The organism is Pseudonocardia autotrophica, assembly GCF_003945385.1.
In the GTDB taxonomy this organism is placed as follows: domain Bacteria; phylum Actinomycetota; class Actinomycetes; order Mycobacteriales; family Pseudonocardiaceae; genus Pseudonocardia; species Pseudonocardia autotrophica.
Map to the genome: position 1 here is coordinate 1,511,376 of NZ_AP018920.1, position 18,120 is coordinate 1,529,495.

General features: G+C 73.7%; 12 protein-coding genes. 6 read left to right on the forward strand and 6 right to left on the reverse strand.

What is annotated here, in order from left to right:
- The first annotated feature begins 12 nt into the window (after positions 1 to 12).
- Positions 13 to 1,230, forward strand: coding sequence for a glycoside hydrolase family 3 N-terminal domain-containing protein (locus Pdca_RS07375; RefSeq protein WP_085915434.1), 1,218 nt, complete (start codon positions 13 to 15; stop codon positions 1,228 to 1,230).
- 23 nt (positions 1,231 to 1,253) lie between these two features.
- On the opposite strand, the gene Pdca_RS07380 is transcribed toward Pdca_RS07375, so the two are convergent.
- On the reverse strand, positions 1,254 to 2,363 hold the full coding sequence (locus tag Pdca_RS07380; protein ID WP_085915433.1) for an epoxide hydrolase family protein: 1,110 nt from the start codon (positions 2,361 to 2,363) through the stop codon (positions 1,254 to 1,256).
- 59 nt (positions 2,364 to 2,422) lie between these two features.
- Here Pdca_RS07380 and Pdca_RS07385 point away from each other — a divergent pair, with 59 nt between their 5' ends.
- Positions 2,423 to 3,439, forward strand: a complete 1,017-nt coding sequence (locus Pdca_RS07385) for a helix-turn-helix transcriptional regulator (protein WP_085915432.1) — start codon at positions 2,423 to 2,425, stop codon at positions 3,437 to 3,439.
- Here Pdca_RS07385 and Pdca_RS07390 read toward each other — a convergent pair.
- The 4 genes from Pdca_RS07390 to Pdca_RS07405 all read right to left on the reverse strand — a co-directional run bounded on the left by Pdca_RS07390 (position 3,411) and on the right by Pdca_RS07405 (position 13,791).
- Complete coding sequence (locus Pdca_RS07390; protein ID WP_085915431.1) at positions 3,411 to 4,178, reverse strand: beta-ketoacyl-ACP reductase; 768 nt, start codon at positions 4,176 to 4,178, stop codon at positions 3,411 to 3,413. The two genes, Pdca_RS07385 and Pdca_RS07390, sit on opposite strands and share 29 nt — an antisense overlap.
- The gene (locus Pdca_RS07395; protein WP_085915430.1) at positions 4,175 to 9,835 is read right to left on the reverse strand and encodes an ATP-binding protein; all 5,661 of its coding nucleotides are present in this window, start codon (positions 9,833 to 9,835) and stop codon (positions 4,175 to 4,177) included. Before Pdca_RS07395 ends, Pdca_RS07390 begins: the two co-directional genes overlap by 4 nt.
- A gap of 106 nt (positions 9,836 to 9,941) precedes the next feature.
- Complete coding sequence (locus Pdca_RS07400) at positions 9,942 to 11,894, reverse strand: 3-oxoacyl-ACP synthase III family protein (RefSeq protein ID WP_085915429.1); 1,953 nt, start codon at positions 11,892 to 11,894, stop codon at positions 9,942 to 9,944.
- Between the two features lie 436 nt (positions 11,895 to 12,330).
- Positions 12,331 to 13,791: an MFS transporter gene (locus Pdca_RS07405; RefSeq protein ID WP_085915428.1), complete on the reverse strand. Its 1,461-nt coding sequence runs from the start codon at positions 13,789 to 13,791 to the stop codon at positions 12,331 to 12,333.
- A gap of 219 nt (positions 13,792 to 14,010) precedes the next feature.
- On the opposite strand from Pdca_RS07405, the gene Pdca_RS07410 reads away from it, so the two are divergent.
- The 4 genes from Pdca_RS07410 to Pdca_RS07425 all read left to right on the forward strand — a co-directional run bounded on the left by Pdca_RS07410 (position 14,011) and on the right by Pdca_RS07425 (position 16,634).
- Positions 14,011 to 14,460, forward strand: coding sequence for a VOC family protein (locus Pdca_RS07410; RefSeq protein ID WP_085915427.1), 450 nt, complete (start codon positions 14,011 to 14,013; stop codon positions 14,458 to 14,460).
- A gap of 125 nt (positions 14,461 to 14,585) precedes the next feature.
- Positions 14,586 to 15,002, forward strand: a complete 417-nt coding sequence (locus tag Pdca_RS07415; RefSeq protein WP_085915426.1) for a TIGR03618 family F420-dependent PPOX class oxidoreductase — start codon at positions 14,586 to 14,588, stop codon at positions 15,000 to 15,002.
- Positions 15,003 to 15,048: 46 nt separating this feature from the next.
- Positions 15,049 to 15,849: an MBL fold metallo-hydrolase gene (locus Pdca_RS07420; protein WP_269462846.1), complete on the forward strand. Its 801-nt coding sequence runs from the start codon at positions 15,049 to 15,051 to the stop codon at positions 15,847 to 15,849.
- Complete coding sequence (locus tag Pdca_RS07425; RefSeq protein ID WP_174824403.1) at positions 15,846 to 16,634, forward strand: DedA family protein; 789 nt, start codon at positions 15,846 to 15,848, stop codon at positions 16,632 to 16,634. The genes Pdca_RS07420 and Pdca_RS07425 overlap by 4 nt, the downstream gene beginning before the upstream one ends.
- On the opposite strand, the gene Pdca_RS07430 is transcribed toward Pdca_RS07425, so the two are convergent.
- Complete coding sequence (locus tag Pdca_RS07430; protein WP_085915425.1) at positions 16,609 to 18,090, reverse strand: S1C family serine protease; 1,482 nt, start codon at positions 18,088 to 18,090, stop codon at positions 16,609 to 16,611. The two genes, Pdca_RS07425 and Pdca_RS07430, sit on opposite strands and share 26 nt — an antisense overlap.
- Between the last annotated feature and the right edge of the window lie 30 nt (positions 18,091 to 18,120).

Here is an 18,120-nt window from a genome sequence, read left to right on the forward strand (position 1 = left end):
CGATGGACGGCGATGCGAGGACGAAACCACCCGGTCACCGGGGCCCGCCGGCGCCGCGGCGCCGGGCTGCTGACGGCCGCCGTCGCCGGCGCGCTGGTCGCCGGGACGGTGACCGTGGTCGTGGGCACGCCGGCGCTCACCGCGAACCGGGCCGACGACCGGGCCCCGGCACCGCAGGCCGCGCCCGCGAGCGCCGAGCCGGTACGGCAGGTGGTCGACACCTGTGCCCCGGCGGTCGCGCAGCTCTCCCCGCGCGACCGGCTGGCGCAGCGGCTGATGGTCGGCGTCGACGCCTCCGACCCGGCCGGCGCCGCGACGATCGTGCGGGACTCGAAGGTCGGCGGCGTGTTCCTCGGCGGCAACGGCACCGCGCTGCTGCAGGACGGCCGGATGCAGGCGCTGCAGGACGCCTCGCCCACCCCGCTGGCGGTCGCGGTCGACGAGGAGGGCGGCCGCGTCCAGCGAATCGACGAGCTCGACGGCGACATCCCCAGCGCCCGCTCGATGGCCGCCTCCAGCACCCCCGACGAGGTCACCGGGATCGCCCGCGAGCGCGCCGCGCAACTGCGGGCCCGCGGCGTCACCTGGAACCTCGCGCCCACGGTGGACGTGTCCGACCAGCCGCGGACGTCGGTGATCGGTGACCGCGCCTTCTCCGGCGACCCGGAGACGGTGACCCGCTACGCACAGGCCTGGGCGCAGGGGCAGCAGGCCGGCGGCGTGTTCGGCGTCCTCAAGCACTTCCCCGGGCACGGCAGCAGCTCCGGCGACTCGCACGAGGGCTCGGTGAGCACCCCGCCGCTGGACCAGCTGCAGCGCAGCGACCTGCTGCCCTACGAGGCGCTGGTCGGGCCGGGCAAGCCGCTGGACGGGCAGGTCGGGGTGATGCTCGGGCACCTCGACGTCCCCGGGCTCACCACCGACGTGCCCACCAGCGTCGAGCCGGCCGCCTACCGGCTGCTGCGCGAGCAGTACCGGTTCGACGGCGTCGTGATGACCGACGACCTGGGCGCGATGAAGGCGATCACCGACCGGTTCGGGCTGGCCGAGTCGACCGTGCTGGCGCTGTCGGCCGGCGCGGACATCGCGCTGTTCTCCAACGTCACCCCGGTCGGCCCGCTGCTCGACGCCGCCGAGCGGGCACTCGCCGACGGCCGGATCACCCCCGAGGCGAACGACGCCGCCGTCGCCAGGGTGCTGGAGTCCAAGGGGCTCTGCACCCGGGGCTGAGGGCACCCGGGGCTGAGGGCGTCTCAGCCGGCGAAGAACGCCCGGATGTCGGCGGCCAGTTCGGCCGGCCGCTCCAGGGCGGCGTAGTGCCCGCCCTCGCCGAACGTGGACCAGTGCTCGATCCGGGAGTTGTCCCGCTCGGCGAACGTCCGGATCGTCCTGAAGTCCGACGCGAACACGGCGACCCCGGTCCGTGCGTGGTTGACCTGCGCGGCGGCCCCCGCCCGGGCGTCCTCGAAGTAGATCCGGGCCGCGGACGCCGCGGTGTTGGTCAGCCAGTACAGCGACACCTGGGTGAGCAGCTGGTCGCGGGTCACCAGTGCGGTGCCGTTGCCGAACGAGGTGAACAGCTCCGAGTAGGCCAGCTGCCCGACCGGCGAGTCGGCCAGCGCGGCGCCGATGGTCTGCGGGCGGGAGGCGTTCATCCCGTTGTAGCCGCCGACCGAGGAGAACCAGCCCATGAACTCCAGCGCGGCGTGGTCGTCCGGGCCGAGCCGCTCGAACTCGGCCGGGTCGCCGGAGGGGAACGAGAACAGCTGCAGCACGTGCAGCCCGCGGAACCCGGGCGGGTCGAGCAGGCCGAGCTCGCGGGCGATCAGCGCCCCGGCATCGCTGCCGTGCACCCCGTAGGACGTGTAGCCGAGCTCACGCATCAGGTGGTCGAGGGTCTGCGCGATCCGGGCGGTCGTCCAGCCGCCACCGACGAGCGGTGCGCTGAAGCCGAACCCGGGCAGCGACGGCACCACCACCGAGCAGGCGTCGGCGGCGTTCCCGCCGTGCGCGACCGGATCGGTGAGCGGCCCGATCAGGTCCAGGAACTCGGTGAACGAGCCGGGCCAGCTGTGCAGCAGCAGCACCGGGGTGGCGCCCTCGACGGCGGAGGGGACGTGCAGGTGGTGGATCGGCTGCCCGTCGATCTCGGTGAGGTACTGCGGGAAGGCGTTCATCCGCTCCTCCTGGGCGCGCCAGTCGAAGCTCTCCCGCCAGTACTCGACGGTCCCGGCCAGCCATGCGTTCGGGGTGCCGTAGGTCCAGTCGTCGCCGGGCGCGGGCCGGGGGAGCTGGGTCCGGGCCAGGCGGTCGGCCAGGTCGTCGAGGTCGGACTGCGGGATCTGCACGGTGAAGGGCGTCATGGGGATACCCTGCACCGCAATCCGGCACGTTTCGTTCCTGATTCGGATGGGGGTTTCCGGTGGCCGACACCGCGGCGCGGATGCTGACCCTGCTCGGGCTGCTGCAGGCCAGGCCGGAGTGGACGGGGCGCGAGCTGGCGCAGCGGCTCGGGGTCGGCGAGCGCACCGTGCGCAACGACATCGCCCGGCTGCGCGGCCTCGACTACCCGGTGCACGCCGTCCGCGGCGCGGCCGGGCACTACCGGCTCGGGTCCGGTGCCCGGCTGCCGCCGCTGCAGCTCGACGACGCCGAGGCGGTCGCCGTCGCGATCGGGCTGCGGACCGTCGGCGAGAGCGGCGGGTTGCTGGGCGAGAGCGGCGGCCGGGCGCTGGCGAAGCTCGACCAGGTGCTGCCGGACCGGCTGCGCCGCCGGGTGGCGGCGATCCACGAGAGCACCGCGGCCGGCCCGCGCAACACCGACACCGCCGATCCCGATCCGGAGGTCGATCCGGTGGCGCTGACTGCGCTGGCGTCGGCGATCCGGGATCACGAGCTCGTCCGGCTGGAGGTGCCGGGCGAGCAGTGGCCGATCACGGTCGAGCCGTACCGGCTGGTGGCCTGGCAGGGGCGCTGGTATCTGGTCGGGCGCCTGGACGCGAGCTGGCGGACCTGGCGGGTCGATCTGGTGGGCCTGCGGGCGCCGACCGGGCGCCGGTTCGTCCCCGATCCGCTGCCCGGGGGTGACTACCCGGCGCTGGTGCTGCGGGAGGTCGCGTCGACCGGGTGGAAGGTGCACGTCCGGATCACCGTCGAGGCGCCCGCGGCGACCGTGCTCGCCCGGATCAATCCGGCCGTCGGCATGGTCGAGGAGCTCGACGGCGGGCGCTGCGTGCTGGTGACCGGCGCCGACAGCATCGAGACCGTCGCCGTCTACATCGGACTGTTGGACCTGGACTTCCGGGTGACCGAGCCCCCGGAGCTGGTCGATCGGCTCCGGGTGCTCGCGGCCCGCTACACGCGGGCGACCGGTCCCGTCCCACCCCCCGACGGTGGGACGGGACCGGAGCTCACGACGCCATGTCCAGACCGCCGTTGACGCTGATCACCGAGCCGGTGACGTACCCGGCGCGGTCGTCGACCAGGAACTGGACGGCGCGGGCGATCTCGTCGGCCTGGCCGAGCCGGCCGACCGGGACCTTCGCGATGATCTTCTCCAGCGCCTTCTCCGGCACCGCGGCGACCATCTCGGTCTCGATGAAGCCCGGCGCCACGCAGTTCACCGTGACGCCCTTGCGCGCGACCTCCTGGGCGAGCGACTTCGAGAAGCCGATCAGGCCGGCCTTCGACGACGCGTAGTTCGCCTGGCCGATCGAGCCGGTCTGGCCGATCACCGACGAGATGTTCACGATCCGGCCGAACTCGTTGCCGGTCATGTGCTCCAGCACGGCCTTGGCCATGTAGAAGGCGCCGGAGAGGTTGATCCGCAGCACCGCGTGCCAGTCGTCGACGGTCAGCTTGCGGACGGTCTTGTCGACGGTGATGCCGGCGTTGTTGACCAGGTAGTCGATCCGGCCCTTCTGCTCGATCACCTCGGCGACCACGCGGGAGCAGTCGTCGGGCTCGCCGACGTTGCCCTGGTGCACCGAGACCGAGGCGCCCTCGGCGCCGAGCTTCTCCTTCAGTTCCTCGGCGGCCTTGGAGTTCGAGGAGTATCCGGCGGCGACGTGCACGCCCTGCCGGGCCAGCGCGGTGGTGATCGCCGCGCCGATGCCGCGGGCACCCCCGGTGACGATGGCGACGCGCTGGTCCGGGTGGGTGTCGGAAACTGCGGTCATTCCGTTCCTCCTGTGGTTCCGCCGGCGGCGGATTCGAGAGTGCGCTTCATGCCCCGCTGTACGGCGTCGGCCAGGTAGGGACGCAGCTGGTCCGGGGTGACGATCCGGTGCACCGAGCCGACGCTCTGCGCCCGCTCGATCGAGTGCTCGGTGTCGAACTCGTCCGCGACCTGGCCGAGCTTCTCCGAGCGGACGTCCGGCCGGAGGGTGGCGAGCTCGCCGCGCAACCGGGCTGCGCCCGCCTCGTCCCCGGCCTCGGTCGCCTCGGCGATCCGGGCCTCCAGGCCGGTGATCCGTTCGTCCTTCGCGGTCCGGTCGTTGACCTCGCCGGCGAAGACGACGGCGGCGGCGGGCGCGCCGCCCAGCACGGAGGCGTAGGAGCCGGTGATCGCGGCGACCTCCATGTTGTCGTTCAGCGTTCCGGAGAACACCACGAACGCCCCGCCGTGGTAGCGGGAGACGACGCAGAACACGATCGGGCCGTCGAAGTTGACGATGGCCCGGCCGATCTCGGCGCCGTTCTCCAGCTGCAGCCCGCGCAGCGACTCCGGCGAGCCGTCGAACCCGGACAGGTTCGCCAGCACGACCAGCGGCCGGTTGCCCGACGCGGCGTTGATGGCCCGCGCACACTTGCGCGAGGACCGCGGGAACAGCGTGCCCGCGGTGAACTGCGTCGGGCCGTCGACCGGGCTCGGGCCGCGCCGCGGCAGCGGCCGCGACTCGATGCCGATCATCGCGATCGGCTGCCCGCCGAGGTGCGCGTCGAGCGCGACGACCGACTCGGCGTCGTGCATGTCGGCCCACCGCTCGGACGTCGGGTGATCGGCGTCGGCGACGCCGCGCAGCACCGACCGGATGTCGAACGGCTTCTTGCGTTCCCGGTTCGTCTCCGGCGCCCAGATCTCGCCGAGCGTGCCGAACTCGCAGTTCGGCCCGGCGTGCGGTGCGGTCGTGACGTCCCGGGAGACCGGGTCGGTGGTCGGCGCCGGCCGCGGGAACCGCTCGCCGGGCAGCGACCAGGTGTGCGCGTAGTGCGCCAGCAGCACGCCGACCGCGCCGGACAGGTCCGGTGCCCAGTACTGCGCCTGGCCGTTCGGGCCCATGATCCGGTCGTAGCCGCCGATGCCGAAGTTGTCCTCGGCGGAGACGCCGCCGGAGAAGTCCAGCGAGTGCTTGCCGGTCAGCACCATCGCCGAGTCCGGCGTCATCACCAGGATGCCCCTGGTGTGCATCAGCATCGTCGCCTCGGCGTTCCAGTAGGGCTGGGCGCCGACGTTGATGCCGGTGACGACGACGTTCAGCTCGCCGCCGTCCTGGGTGAACTCGATGATCCCGCGCAGCACCCGGGAGATCCAGTCCATGTTCTCGGTGCCCGACTCCATCGCGATCTTCGCGCCGGCCGAGACGGCGAACCACTCGATCGGCACGTCCAGCTGCTGAGCCAGCTCGATCGCGGCGAGTACCCGGCGGCACTCCGGCTCGGCAATCGCGCCGAGCGCCCGGGTCGGGTCACCGAGCAGTACCACCCGCCGGATGCCCTCGGGGTAGCGCCGGGTCGGCACCGTGACGACGCCCAGCACCAGGTTGGCGGTGTTGCCGCCGGGGGCCCGGTCGACCGGGTGCGGGGTCCCGGCGTCGTCCAGGTCGTACTCCTGCCAGCTGCCCGGCCCGGCGTCGATCGGGGCGGTCAGCAGCGGGACGATCTCGTAGGGGTAGACGGCGCCGCGGCGGCGCGCCTTGAGCACCTTCTGGTCGTAGGAGTCCAGCTCGCGCATCGGCTCGGTCGGCGGCTGGTCCAGCCGGACGGTGAGCCCGGCGCCGGGCGGCCGCGACATCCGCAGCAGCATCGACCGCGGGCCGCCCTGGCCACCGGTGACGGCCGTGTCGCCGCTGCGGAACTCGACCAGGACCTGCTCCAGGCCCAGGTTCGCGGTGCGCGGGGCGAGCTTGCGCACCACCGAGTCCAGCTCGGCCAGTGGCACGTCCACCTCCGGCCAGACGTAGAGCTGGATCCGGTTCCATGATGTGCGGGCCAGCGTCCGGTCCCCGGCGCGCGCGCTGCGCAGCGAGTTGATGCAGGCGTCGAGGGCGCGCTCGAACTGAGGCAGCGAGCGGATCCGCCCGGTCTCGTCGTCGCGCAGCACGGTGAGTTCGCGGACGTCGGCCATCGCGACCAGCCGGTCGTCGGCGGTGACGTTGCGGCCGACCGCCCGGAACAGGTGCACGTCGGTGGCGGCGGGCAGCCGGGTCAGCTCGAAGTCGCGGAAGCGCCACAGCCGCAGCCGGTCGGCGACCAGCGGGTGCATGCCGCGCAGCGTGCGGTCCTCGACGAGATCGCCGTTCTCGTCCGGCCGGAAGGTGAACCAGGTGGGCGGCTCGGCGGCGTCGGCGTCGGCGCTCGGGTTCGGCCGCACCGCGACCGCCACCCGGTGCAGCGCGCCGGGCACCCGGCCGAGCGCCGCCCGGACCCGCTCGGCGCGGGCGTCCGGGTCGCCTCCGTCGTCGGCCTTGGTGGAGGTGACGTAGAGATCGACCAGCGCGGTGCGGCCGCTGCCCAGCTCGCCGACCCGGCGGCGCAGCTCCTCGGCGGTCGCCAGCGCGCCCTGCGGGTCGTTGTTGTCGATCACTGTGGCGAACAGCGTGCGGTCGTTGCCCAGGTGCTGGTAGCGCGCGGTGAGCAGCGGCCGGCCGGCGTGCTCGGCGAGCTCCAGCTCGCGCAGCGGCCGGACCCGGTAGTAGCGGCGGGTCATGACCTCCAGCAGCACCGCGTCGTGCCGGTCGCCGAAGACGCCGAGGATGGGCTCCGAGGAGCCGACCAGCGCGTCGATCCGGCGGTTGCGGTCGGCGGCCTCCGGGTCCGCCGCGAGCACGTCCAGGCTCTCCCGGACCTCGCTCAGCACCCGGCCGCGCTCGGCGGCGACCACCGGCGCGTCGAACGCGCGGTAGCGGACCAGGCGGGCGGTGTCGCCGACGACCGGATGCCGTAGCTGGGTGGCGACGACGACCTCGTCGAGCGTGCGCAGGTACTCCTCGCGGGCCGAGGCGGACAGCCCGGCGACCGACTCCGGGTGCTGCAGCCGCCAGTTCAGCAGGTTCAGCACGACCGGCACCTGCTGCGGGGCGCGGCGGTGGGCCAGGAACATCCGGTAGAGCGCCGGGCCGAGCTCGGGATCGGCGGAGATGTCGGTGACGCCGTAGTGCGTCAGCGCCCGGCGCAGCTTGGCCTGGAACGACTCCGGCAGGCCCTCGTCGTCGGGGTTGCGGCTGCGCAGGTACGCGTAGAGGTACTCCTGCGGGTTCCGCTCGGTCTCGCCGGTCTCGTCGTCGGTCTCGGAGCGGTTGCGCGACAGCGCGCACAGGTCGGCGAAGATCTTCAGCACGGTGGTCTCGCCTGCGAGCACCGCCGGGTCGTCGGCCGGGAGGCCGTCCCGTGCGGCGGCGAGCCTGCGCAGCTGCGGGCGGGCCTGGCCCTCGTCGACGTCGAAGCCGAGCACCTGGAACCGGAGCGCGGACAGCGCGTCCGCGGCGGTCGGGGCCGGGTCGCCGGAGTCACCGGCGGTGCCGAACGCGGCGAACCCCACCCGGTCCCCGGTGGCGGCGACGGCGCCGGAGTCGGCGTCGGCCAGCGGCTCCAGCCGGAGCAGCTTCGTGCCGCCGTCGACCTGGGTGTTCGCCGGCACGAGCAGCTCGGCGACGACGCCGTCGAACGGCGCCCGCAGCGAGGTCTCCAGCTTCATCGACTCGACGATCGCGAGCGTGTCGCCCTCGGCGACGGTGTCGCCCGCAGAGACCGGCAGCGCCACCACCATCGCCGGGGCCGGGGCGCGCACGATGCCCGCCTCGCCGCCGGAGATGCGGTGCACGGCGCCGTCGACCTCGACCAGGTAGTCCGACTCCTGGGCGACCGAGAGCACCGTCCAGCTCTGCTCACCGACGGTGAGCCGGCGCTCGTAGGTGCCGTTGCGCTCGACGTCGACGTCGACGGTCTGTGTCGAGGAGCCGCCTCCGGCGGTGGGTACGTCGAGCTCGACCCGGTAGCGGCCCGCCCGGGTCCGGGCGACCCTCAGCTTGTAGGACTGCCCGGCCGCGGTGACGTCGGTCTGGTGCCAGGTCTCGTAGCCGACCTCCGGCCGGCCGGCCTCGGCGGAACGGAACAGCCGGTCCTGCTGGCGGGCGACGTGCCCGTCGTGCGACTGGATCGCGGTGGCCAGCAGCGCCACGTCGAGCCGGCGCGGCGGGGTGTACCCGGCCGCCATCATGGCGTCCAGCCAGGTGGTCTCGACATCGCCGGAGCGCAGCTCGTCGCGGTCGAGCAGGTCGAGCAGGAACGCCTTGTTGGTGGAGCCGCCGTCGATCACCGCGGAGGTCTGGCGCAGCGCCCGGGACAGCCGGGCACGGGCCTCGTCGCGGTCCCGGCCCCAGGCGATCACCTTGGCGATCATGGAGTCGAACTGCGGCGGGATGACGTCACCCGCGGCGACGCCGGTGTCGACCCGGATGCCCGGCCCGCTCGGCAGGGCGAGGTGCTCGATCCGTCCGGGGGCGGGTGCGAACTCGCGCTCCGGGTCCTCGGCGGTGAGCCGGGCCTCGATCGCCCAGCCCTGCCCGGCCGGCGATCCGCCGCCGTTCCTCCCCGGGCCACCGGCGGCGTCGGCCAGTGTGCCGCCCGCCGCGATGTGCAGCTGGAGCTTGACGATGTCGACGCCGGTGCACGCCTCGGTGACCGGGTGCTCGACCTGCAGCCGGGTGTTGACCTCGAGGAACGAGAGCAGCTTCTCCTCGGGCTGGTAGAGGAACTCGACGGTGCCCGCGTTGACGTAGCCCGCGGCCCGCACCAGGTCGGCGGCGGAGTCGCGGAGCAGCTGGTCCTGCTCGGCGTCGAGCGCGGTGGAGGCGGACTCCTCGATCGCCTTCTGGTTGCGTCGCTGCACCGAGCAGTCACGCACGCCGAGCGTCCACACGTCGCCGCCCGCGTCCGCGACGACCTGCACCTCGACGTGCCGGCCACCGGCGACCGCCCGCTCCATGAACACGGTGGCGTCTCCCGCGGTCCGCGCCGCCTCGGACGCCGCCCGCTCGAAGGCCTCGTCGAGCTGCTCGGGCCCCGCGACGAACCGGATGCCGCGGCCGCCGCCACCCGCGGTCGCCTTCACCATCAGCGGGTAGCCGATGGCGTCGCCCGCCTTGCGCGCCGCCTCGATGTCGGCCACCGGGCCGCCCGACCACGGTGCCATCGGGACGCCCACCGACTCGGCGAGCTGCTTCGACGCGATCTTGTCGCCGAGCCGGCGCATCACCTCCGCCGACGGGCCGACGAAAGTGATCCCGAGCCGCTCGCACAGCTCGGCGAACTCGGCCTTCTCCGACACGAAGCCCCAGCCGGGCCAGACCGCGTCGGCCCGGGACACGCGCAGCGCGCGCTCCAGCTCGTCGTGGTCGAGGTAGGGGCTCGCGCCCATGTGGTCGGGGTCGTCCGGTCCGATGAGGACGGCCTCGTCGGCCTCCCGGACGTACATCGACCGGCGATCGACGGCGGTGTAGAGGGCGATGGTGCGCAGGCGCCGGGCCGGCGCGTTCTGGGCGTTCCACTCCCGGACGGCGTTGATCAGTCGCATGGCGGGCTCGCCGCGGTTGACGATGGCGATGCGCGAGAACATGGCGGGTTTCACTGCTCCTGAGGTGTGCACGGCGGCGGCGTTGGCTGGGTGGCGGGGACGGATGCGGGGATCGCCCGTCCGTCCTACCGGTCCGGACCCATCCTCGTCACTCGCCGAACGCGATGCGAACGTCGTCGGACGTCGGCGCGGTGGTCCCGGAGACCTGGCCCTGCGCACCGGCCGGGTCGAGGAACACCTCCGGGGCCATCACGGCCGGATCGACCTCCAGCACCGCGTAGCCGCCGACCGCGCCGGCGCCGAAGCCGGGCGCGAACACCCGGGTGCGGCCGGACACCGCCCCGTCGGCGACCGCGTCGAACATGGCGATCGGGATGGACGCCGCGGAGACGTTGCCCATCGACTCGATGTTGAAGTACAGCTGACCGGCCGAGAGCCCGGCCTTGGCCGCGAGCTGCAGGATCATCGTCTTGTTCGCCTGGTGCGGCACGATCAGGTCGATCGCGTCGAGCATCGAGCCGGTTCCGCCGGGGCCGGTCTCGTCGGAGAGCTCGGCGATCATCTGCGCCAGGTAGCGGGAGACGAGCGCCTTCACCTCGGGGCCGTAGACGGTGATGTCGTTGTCGAACTCCGGGTTCGGCCAGATGATCGAGTTGACCTCGGACGCCGGGCCGGACGCGTAGGTCTGCAGCAGGTCGATGTCGCCCGGCTCGCCGTCGGGGGCCGGGGCGACCACCATCGCGGCCGCGCCGTCGCCGAAGATCATCCTGGAGGTGCGGACGTTGCCGATCTTGTCGGAGAACTTCTCGACGCACACCAGCAGTACCGGCCGCTGGACCTCCTGGAGCTGCCGGACGGCCTCGGACAGGCCGTAGGGCAGCCCGGCGCAGGCCGCGATGATGTCCGCCGAGCAGTGCGTCTGGAGCAGGCCCAGCTCGCCGGACAGCCAGGTCGACAGCGACGGGATCAACCGCTCGCTGGTGCAGGTCGCGACCAGCACCGCGCCGATCTCCTCGCGCCGGCGGCCGGAGTGCTCCAGTGCGCGGACGGCCGCCGACCAGGCCAGGTCCTCGATGTCCAGCTCGGTGTAGCGGCGCTGGTCGATGCCGGTCTTGGCGGAGATCTCATCGGCGCTCATCGGCGACCAGGAGAACGAGGTGTTCCGCACGACGTCGGTGTTGGAGCAGACGTGCTCACCCCGCACGACGGCCAGTGCCTCCACCTTCGGCTGCACCCGGAACGCCTCGCGGACCCGGACCGGGGGCAGCGGGGACTCCGGGGCGACCGGCTCGGAGCGGGTCGCGAGCCGGCCGCGGCGGGTCGGGCGGGCGCCGGTGGCACGGTCCAGGAAGGCTTCGACGTCGCGGTTGCGCGGATGGAACGCGACGACGTGGTCGTCGTCGCCGATCCGGTCGGCGGTGCGCAGCTCGGTGGCGGCCCGGTCCCAGGGGTACTGGTTGTGCAGCGCCATCGCCCAGCGGGTCAGCGCCTCGAGCTCGGGCACCTCGGCGTGCGCGTCGAGGATCTGGTTGAACGAGAAGACCGGGTAGTCCGGGTCGTGCTGCGGCACGACGAACGTCATCGCGCCCGGGGTGGCGAGGAACTCCTCGACGGTCGGCTTCACCGCGGGCAGCTCGGTGGCGTGGTGGCGCCGGTGGCCGAAGACGTCGAAGAGCAGATCGAAGATCCCCTGCTCGGCCTCGTCGTCCCAGGTCGCGGGCAGCGTCTGGAAGGCCTCGCGGACGGCGCGGACCTTCTTGTCACCGTCCTCCCAGGGGGTGAGCACCGGCAGGAAGACGTCGGAGCGGTGCCGGGGCAGGTCCCGCCAGCGGGTCGGCCGCTTCTCGAACATCGTCATCGAGAAGCGGTTGACCCAGAAGAGGTTCTGGCTCATGTCCCGCAGCAGTGCGAAGCGGCTCTCGTACACGCCGGCGGTGATGCGCTCGAGAATCTCGGTCCCGGTCGGGGCCTTGGCCTCGAAATCGCGGCCGACGATTGCCGTGAATTGGTCGAGATCATCGATGACCGAGAAATCGAGTTCGGCGAGAAAATTGGCTGGAAAGACCAAACGGTCGTGGTTGTTGACCACGAAAGGCTTCATGGGCGACCTCCTGGAGCAGCGCCGGCCTGGCGGGAATCACCAGGCTGGACGCGTGAGCAAGCCAGGCGATGAGTTCGGATGCGGTGCGTGCAACGGTATCGGCGGACGGTCACGATCGGAATGTGATCCAAGCCCTGGAGTGTGCGCGCTCACGGATAATCGGTCAACTCGGACGGTTACCCGGGAGAATGTTACCGAGTAGTTCTACCGGCAAGTTCGGGATCCATTTCCGGCGAAACGGCAGGTGGGCGGTGGGTGAGTGTCCACAATGGAAGGCGTCCGCAGGTCGCCGGACACCGTCCGCGCACGTACCTGCACGCTGCGCGGGCGAGCGGCGGGAGTGTGCAGCGACACGATGTGCGATCCGCCGGGCGGTGGGGCGTCCGGGGGGTCCGTTCGGTGGAACGGCCCTCCGGCATCCCTGTGGGCGGCGTCGTCAGCGCCGGCAGGTCGCCGGTTCCGCAGTCGCTGCCGGGGTCGTCGTCGGGGCTGTCGACGCAGCCCTCGTCGGGGTCGTCGACGCAGTCGTCGCCGGCGCGGGCTCCGGGGCGGGCGCCGGCGTGACGGCGACGAGCAGCATCGCCAGCAGCCCGGCCGCACCGGCTCCGGCGAACGCGATCGTGTAGGCGAGCCCGGCGGGCAGGATCCCGTCGCCGATCACGAACGCCGTGGTCACAGCGGTGGCGAACGCCGTGCATGCGCTGGTGCCCAGCTGGCGGGCCAGGGTGTTGAGGCTGTTGGCCGCCGCCGTTTCCGACTCCGGCACCGCGCGCATGATCAGCAGTGGGATGGCGGAGTAGGCGAGCGCGGCACCGATCGCGGTGAGCGTCGAGACCAGCATGAGCAGCCAGACCGTGCCGGGCAGCGTCGCGAACGCCAGGTTCCCGACCCCGAGCAGCAGCGTGCCGAGCACCAGCGTGGTCCGCGGCCCGCGGGCCCGCGACAGCCGGGCCGACGCCGAGGAGAACAGCACCATCGAGCCGCCCATCGGCAGCAGCACCAGGCCGGCGACGAGCAGCGACTGGCCGAAGCCGTAGCCGGTGCTGACCGGTGCCTGCAGCAGCTGGGTGGTCAGTACGAAGCCGGCGAACATCGAGAAGCCGACCAGCACGGTCGCGGTGTTGGTCAGCAGGACGGCCGGCCGGGCGGACACCCGCAGGTCGATCAGCGGGGCGGGGGAGCGCAGCTCGTACCAGCCGACGGCCGGTGCCAGTACCAGCGCCGCGATGATCAGCACGAGCACCTGCGGTGACGTCCAGCCCCACTCGTTGCCCTTGGAGACGGCGAGCAGCACCGCGAGCAGCACCGCGCCGATCCCGATCGCGCCGAGGCCGTCGAACCGGCCGCCGGTCCGCCGTCCCGACTCGGCCACCAGCCGTCGCACGAGCACGAGCTGCAGGACGGCGAGCACCGCCGCACCGGCGAACAGCCACCGCCAGCTGGCGAACTGCGCGACCACACCGGTGATCGGCAGGCCGATCGCGCCGCCGAAGCCGAGCGACGACGACATCAGCCCGACCCCGAAGCCGACCCGGTCCGCGGGCAGGATGTCGCGCATCAGGCTCATGCCCAGCGCGATCACGCCGAAGGCCGCGCCCTGCAGCACCCGGGCGACGAGCAGCAGTTCGATGCCCGGGGCGAGCGCGCCGAGCAGCGATCCGGTGCCGACCAGGCCGAGCGCGACCAGCAGCATCCGGCGCTTGCCGAACATGTCGCCGAGCCGACCGAGCACGGGCGCCGACACCGCGCCCGCCACCAGGTTCGCCGTGATCAGCCATGACGCCGTCGACGGGCTGACCGACAGCAGCTCCGGGAACCGGGGGAGCAGCGGCACCACCATCGTCTGCAGCAGCGACACCAGCACGCCGCAGGAGGCGAGCACGGCGATCGCGACCATCGGACGTGCTTCCGGTGGCTGGCCGGGTGTGGCCGGGTCCTGAGTGGGGCGGGTTCGGGCCCGGAACACGCGACCTCCGTGGGCGGGAGAAGTGGTGGTGCCCGATCAGATGAGCACGCCGTCGTGTCCCGCGGCAACCAAAAAGTTTGCAATGCCACCGATCTCACGCACGTCTCGCCCGTGTCACGGTCCCGTTCCGGACCGCTACCGTGCGGCCTCGTGGAGATCCTCGCCAGCCGCGCCATCCTGCGTCCCGCCGATCCCGCGACGGCGGTCGCCTTCTACCGCGACACCCTCGGGCTGGCGATCTCCCGGGAGTTCCCCGGCGGGACGGTCTTCTTCCTGGGCAGCGGGTTCCTGGAGGTGTCCGCGTCGCCGTCCGGGGCGCCGGACGCCGAGCCGGGTACCGATCCGGGCGGGCTGCGGCTGTGGCTGCAGGTCCGCGATCTCGCGAGCACGCACGCCGAGCTGGCCGCCGCGGGCGTCCGGGTGCTGCGTGAGCCGAAGCAGGAGCCGTGGGGCCTGCACGAGATGTGGATCGCCGACCCGGACGGCACCCGGATCGTGTTCGTCGAGGTGCCGCCCGAACACCCGATCCGCCGGGACACCCGCGGCGACCGGGCCGGTCAGGGAGCCGGGACCGGCTCCGGCGGGGGCGGCCCGGCGTAGGTCGCGGACGGCCGGATCAGCCGGCGGCGTCTACACCGGCCCGCGGCCGGTGATCCCGCCGGAGCCCGGCCGGCGCGGCCCGGCGAGCCCCCGGTGAGCAGAGCAACGGGCCGTTGGCGAGGATGATGATCGTGAACCGACGCCGATCCCTCGCCGACGGTGTCTCCGATGCCTTCCTGCAGCTGTGGTCGGAGCGCCGCCCGTGCATCCTCGTCACCGCCCGCCGGGACGGCACACCGCACGCCGCGCCGGTCGGTGTCACCGTCGACGTCGACGAGCGGATCGCCAGGGTGATCTGCCGGGCCGGCTCGCAGAAGGCCCGCAACGTGGCCGCGGCCGGCCCCGGCGGCGCCCGGGTCGCGGTCTGTCTCGTCGAGGGCCGGACCTGGTCGACGCTGGAGGGTGTCGCCGTCGTCCGGGACGAGCCGGAGATCGTGCGGGACGCCGAGCGGCGCTACGCGGCCCAGTACAAGGAGCCCCGGCCGAACCCGGAACGGGTGGTGCTGGAGATCGCCGTCGACCGGGTTCTCGGGAACGCCTGAGCCCGCGCACGACCACCACGGCCCGAACCCGGGGATACTCGGACCCGTGGACCTGCCGGAGACGACCTTCCTCGGCCACAGCACGCTGCGGCTGCGGATGGGGGGACGCACCGTCCTGACCGATCCGCTGCTGACCGCGGCGGTGGGGCCACTGCGCCGGATGGTGCCCGCGGTGCCCACCGCCGGGCTCGCCGACGTCGACCTGGTCCTGATCTCCCACCTGCACGCCGACCACCTGCACCTGCGGTCGCTGCGGCTGCTGCCCCGCGACACCGAGATCGTGGTGCCGGCCGGCGCGGCCGGGTGGGTGCGCCGGCGCGGCGTACCCCGGGTGTCCGAGCTCGCCGTCGGCGAGACCAGGACGTTCGGTGGGCTGCGGGTCACCGGCACCCCGGCGGAGCACTCCGGGCACCGCTGGGGTCCGCGGCTCACGCACGGCCCGCAGGCGGACGCGATGGGCCATCTGCTGGAGGCCGACGGCCTGCGCGTCTACGCCGCCGGGGACACCGGGCTGTTCCCCGGGCTCGACGACGTCGCCGCGCAGGGCCCGATCGATCTCGCGGCGCTGCCGGTGTGGGGCTGGGGGCCGAGCCTCGGGCCCGGCCACCTCGACCCGTCGGGCGCGGCCGAGGCGGTCCGCCGGCTCGCGCCGAAGGTCACCCTGCCGGTGCATTGGGGCACGCTCGCGGTCACCGGCCTCTGCTCGGTCCCCGGCCGGATCGGCGGCCGGATGCGCGAGCTGCTGGTGCACCCTCCGCACGAGTTCGCCGCCGCCGTCACGGCCGCCGGGCTGCCCACCCGCCCGCTGGTGGTCGAGCCGGGCGCCCGCGTCGGGGCCCCGGTGTGAGCGCGCTGCTGGCCGCGCTCTCGGTCGCCCCGCCCCCGGCCGAGGAGTGGATCGAGGCCGAGCTCACTCCGGACGCCGGCCGGGTCGCCTATCTGATCGTCGCCGGCGGGGTGCTGTTCGGTTCGATCGCGCCGGTCGTGCCGACCGGCGCGATCGTCGGTGCGGCCGCGGCGACGGCGATGACCACCGACGCGCTGTCGCTGCCGCTGGTGCTCGGGCTCGCCTTCGTCGCCGCGCTGGCCGGCGACGTCGTCACCTTCGCCGTCGCCCGCCGGGGCAGCGCCTCGGTGCTCGCCGCGGTCGCGGGCGGCCGGTTCGGCGGGGAACGCACGGTGGCCCGGGTGGTGCGGCTGCGGGACGCGTTCGCCGAACGCGGCTGGCTCCTGGTGCTGGTCGGGCGGGTCGCCCCGGCCGGACGCGTGCCGACCCTGATCGCCGCCGCGGCATCCGGGATGGCCTGGGCGAAGCTGCTGCCCGCGGTCGCCGGTGGTGCCGCGCTGTGGACGCTGCTCTACGGCGTGCTCGGCGTGCTGACCGGCAATCTCACCGACTCGCCGCTGGTGGCCGCGGGACTGGCGGTCGGGCTGGTGGCCGTGGTGGGGGCCGTCTCCGCCGTGGTCGGGCGGCTGCGGACCCGGCGGCGTGAGCGTCGGGCCCGGGCGTCGGATCCCGCCGCCACCGCGCGCTGGCAGGAGCGGACAAGAGGACCGGCCGGGCGCGACGGGAGGGATGTGCCGCGCCCGGCCGGAGAGGGTGGGGTCAGTTGCCGTCGCCGAAGGGGTTGAACCCGAAGGGCAGCTGGCCCGGGTCGTTCGGCGTGTTGCTGGACCCGTTCTCTGCGTTGGCGGCCGCGGTGTCCTCGACGCTGCCGAGCGTGACCGGGACCTGGCGGGCGTCGGCGCCGCTGCCGACGGTCAGCGTGACCTGCTGACCGGGGGCGAAGTTGCCGACCCGGGCGATCAGGTCGGCGAAACTCGACACCGGGTACTGGTCCACCTCGGTGACGACGTCGCCCTCGCGCAACCCGGCCTGCGCGGCCGGCGATCCGGGCTGCACGGCGGCGATCTCGGCCCCGCCGGTGGCAGCGCCCCGCGACGCGTTCACCGATCCCTGCACGCCGAGCTGCGGCTTGGTGGCGACGCCGTCGGACATGAGCTCCTGGGCGACCCGCTTCGCGGTGTCCACCGGGATGGCGAAGCCCAGCCCGATCGAGCCCTGGCTCTGGCCGGTGGTGGCGATCGCGGAGTTGATCCCGACCACCTGCCCGGCGAGGTTCACCAGCGGGCCACCGGAGTTGCCCTGGTTGATCGGGGCGTCGGTCTGCAGCCCGTTGTAGACGACCGGGGCCTGGCCGTCGCCGCCGGCCGCGACGGTCCGGTTCAGCGCGCTGACGATGCCCGCGGTGACCGTGCCGGACAGTCCCTGTGGCGACCCGGTCGCCACGACCTGCTCGCCGACCTGGACGCCCGAGGACTCGCCGAGGGTCGCGGCGGTCAGGCCGGAGGCGCCCTGCAGCCGGATGACCGCGAGGTCGTAGCTGGGGGAGGTGCCCACGACGGTGGCCTGGTGCCGGGTGCCGTCGGACAGGGTCACCGTGATCTCCCCGCCCTGGGCGGCGCCGGACACGACGTGGTTGTTGGTGAGCACCTCGCCGTCGGCGGTCAGGACGACCCCGGACCCCTCGGCGACGCCCTGGCCGGTGCGGACCTGGATGTCGACGGTGCTGGGCATGATCGCGGCCGCGGCGCCGGCGATCGAGCCGTCCGCGGCTCGGGCCGGGGTGCCCGGATCGGCCGCGCTGGCCAGGCTCGCCTGCCCGGAACCGGACGAGCCGAGGACGGCGTACGCGCCACCGAAACCGACGCCACCGCCGACCAGGCCCGCGGCGAGGGCGAGCGCGATCACGCTCGCGCCGAACCGCTTCGGGGGCTTCGGGGGCCGGGGGGCGTTCTGCGGCGGGAACGGCGGGTACACCGAGGTGGGTGGGCTGCCCGCACCGTGCGCGGGCACGCCCGGCTGGGTACCGGGCGCCGCCGCCCACTCGGGGCTCGGACGCCGCTGCTCGGTGTCGCTCATCTCGGGTGCCTCCTCTGCGCGGGTGTCGTCGGCGTGGCCGGTGCGCGCGTCGCCGGAACGTCGTTCGGGCCGGGACGGGGCCGGATCGCCACCCGCGGAGCCGCCGGCGGCGGTGGGGGTGTGTCCGTCGGGGATCCCGCTCGGACCCGGCCCGTTCTCGGTCATGTCAGTACTGTGCGTCCCGACCCTGAGACG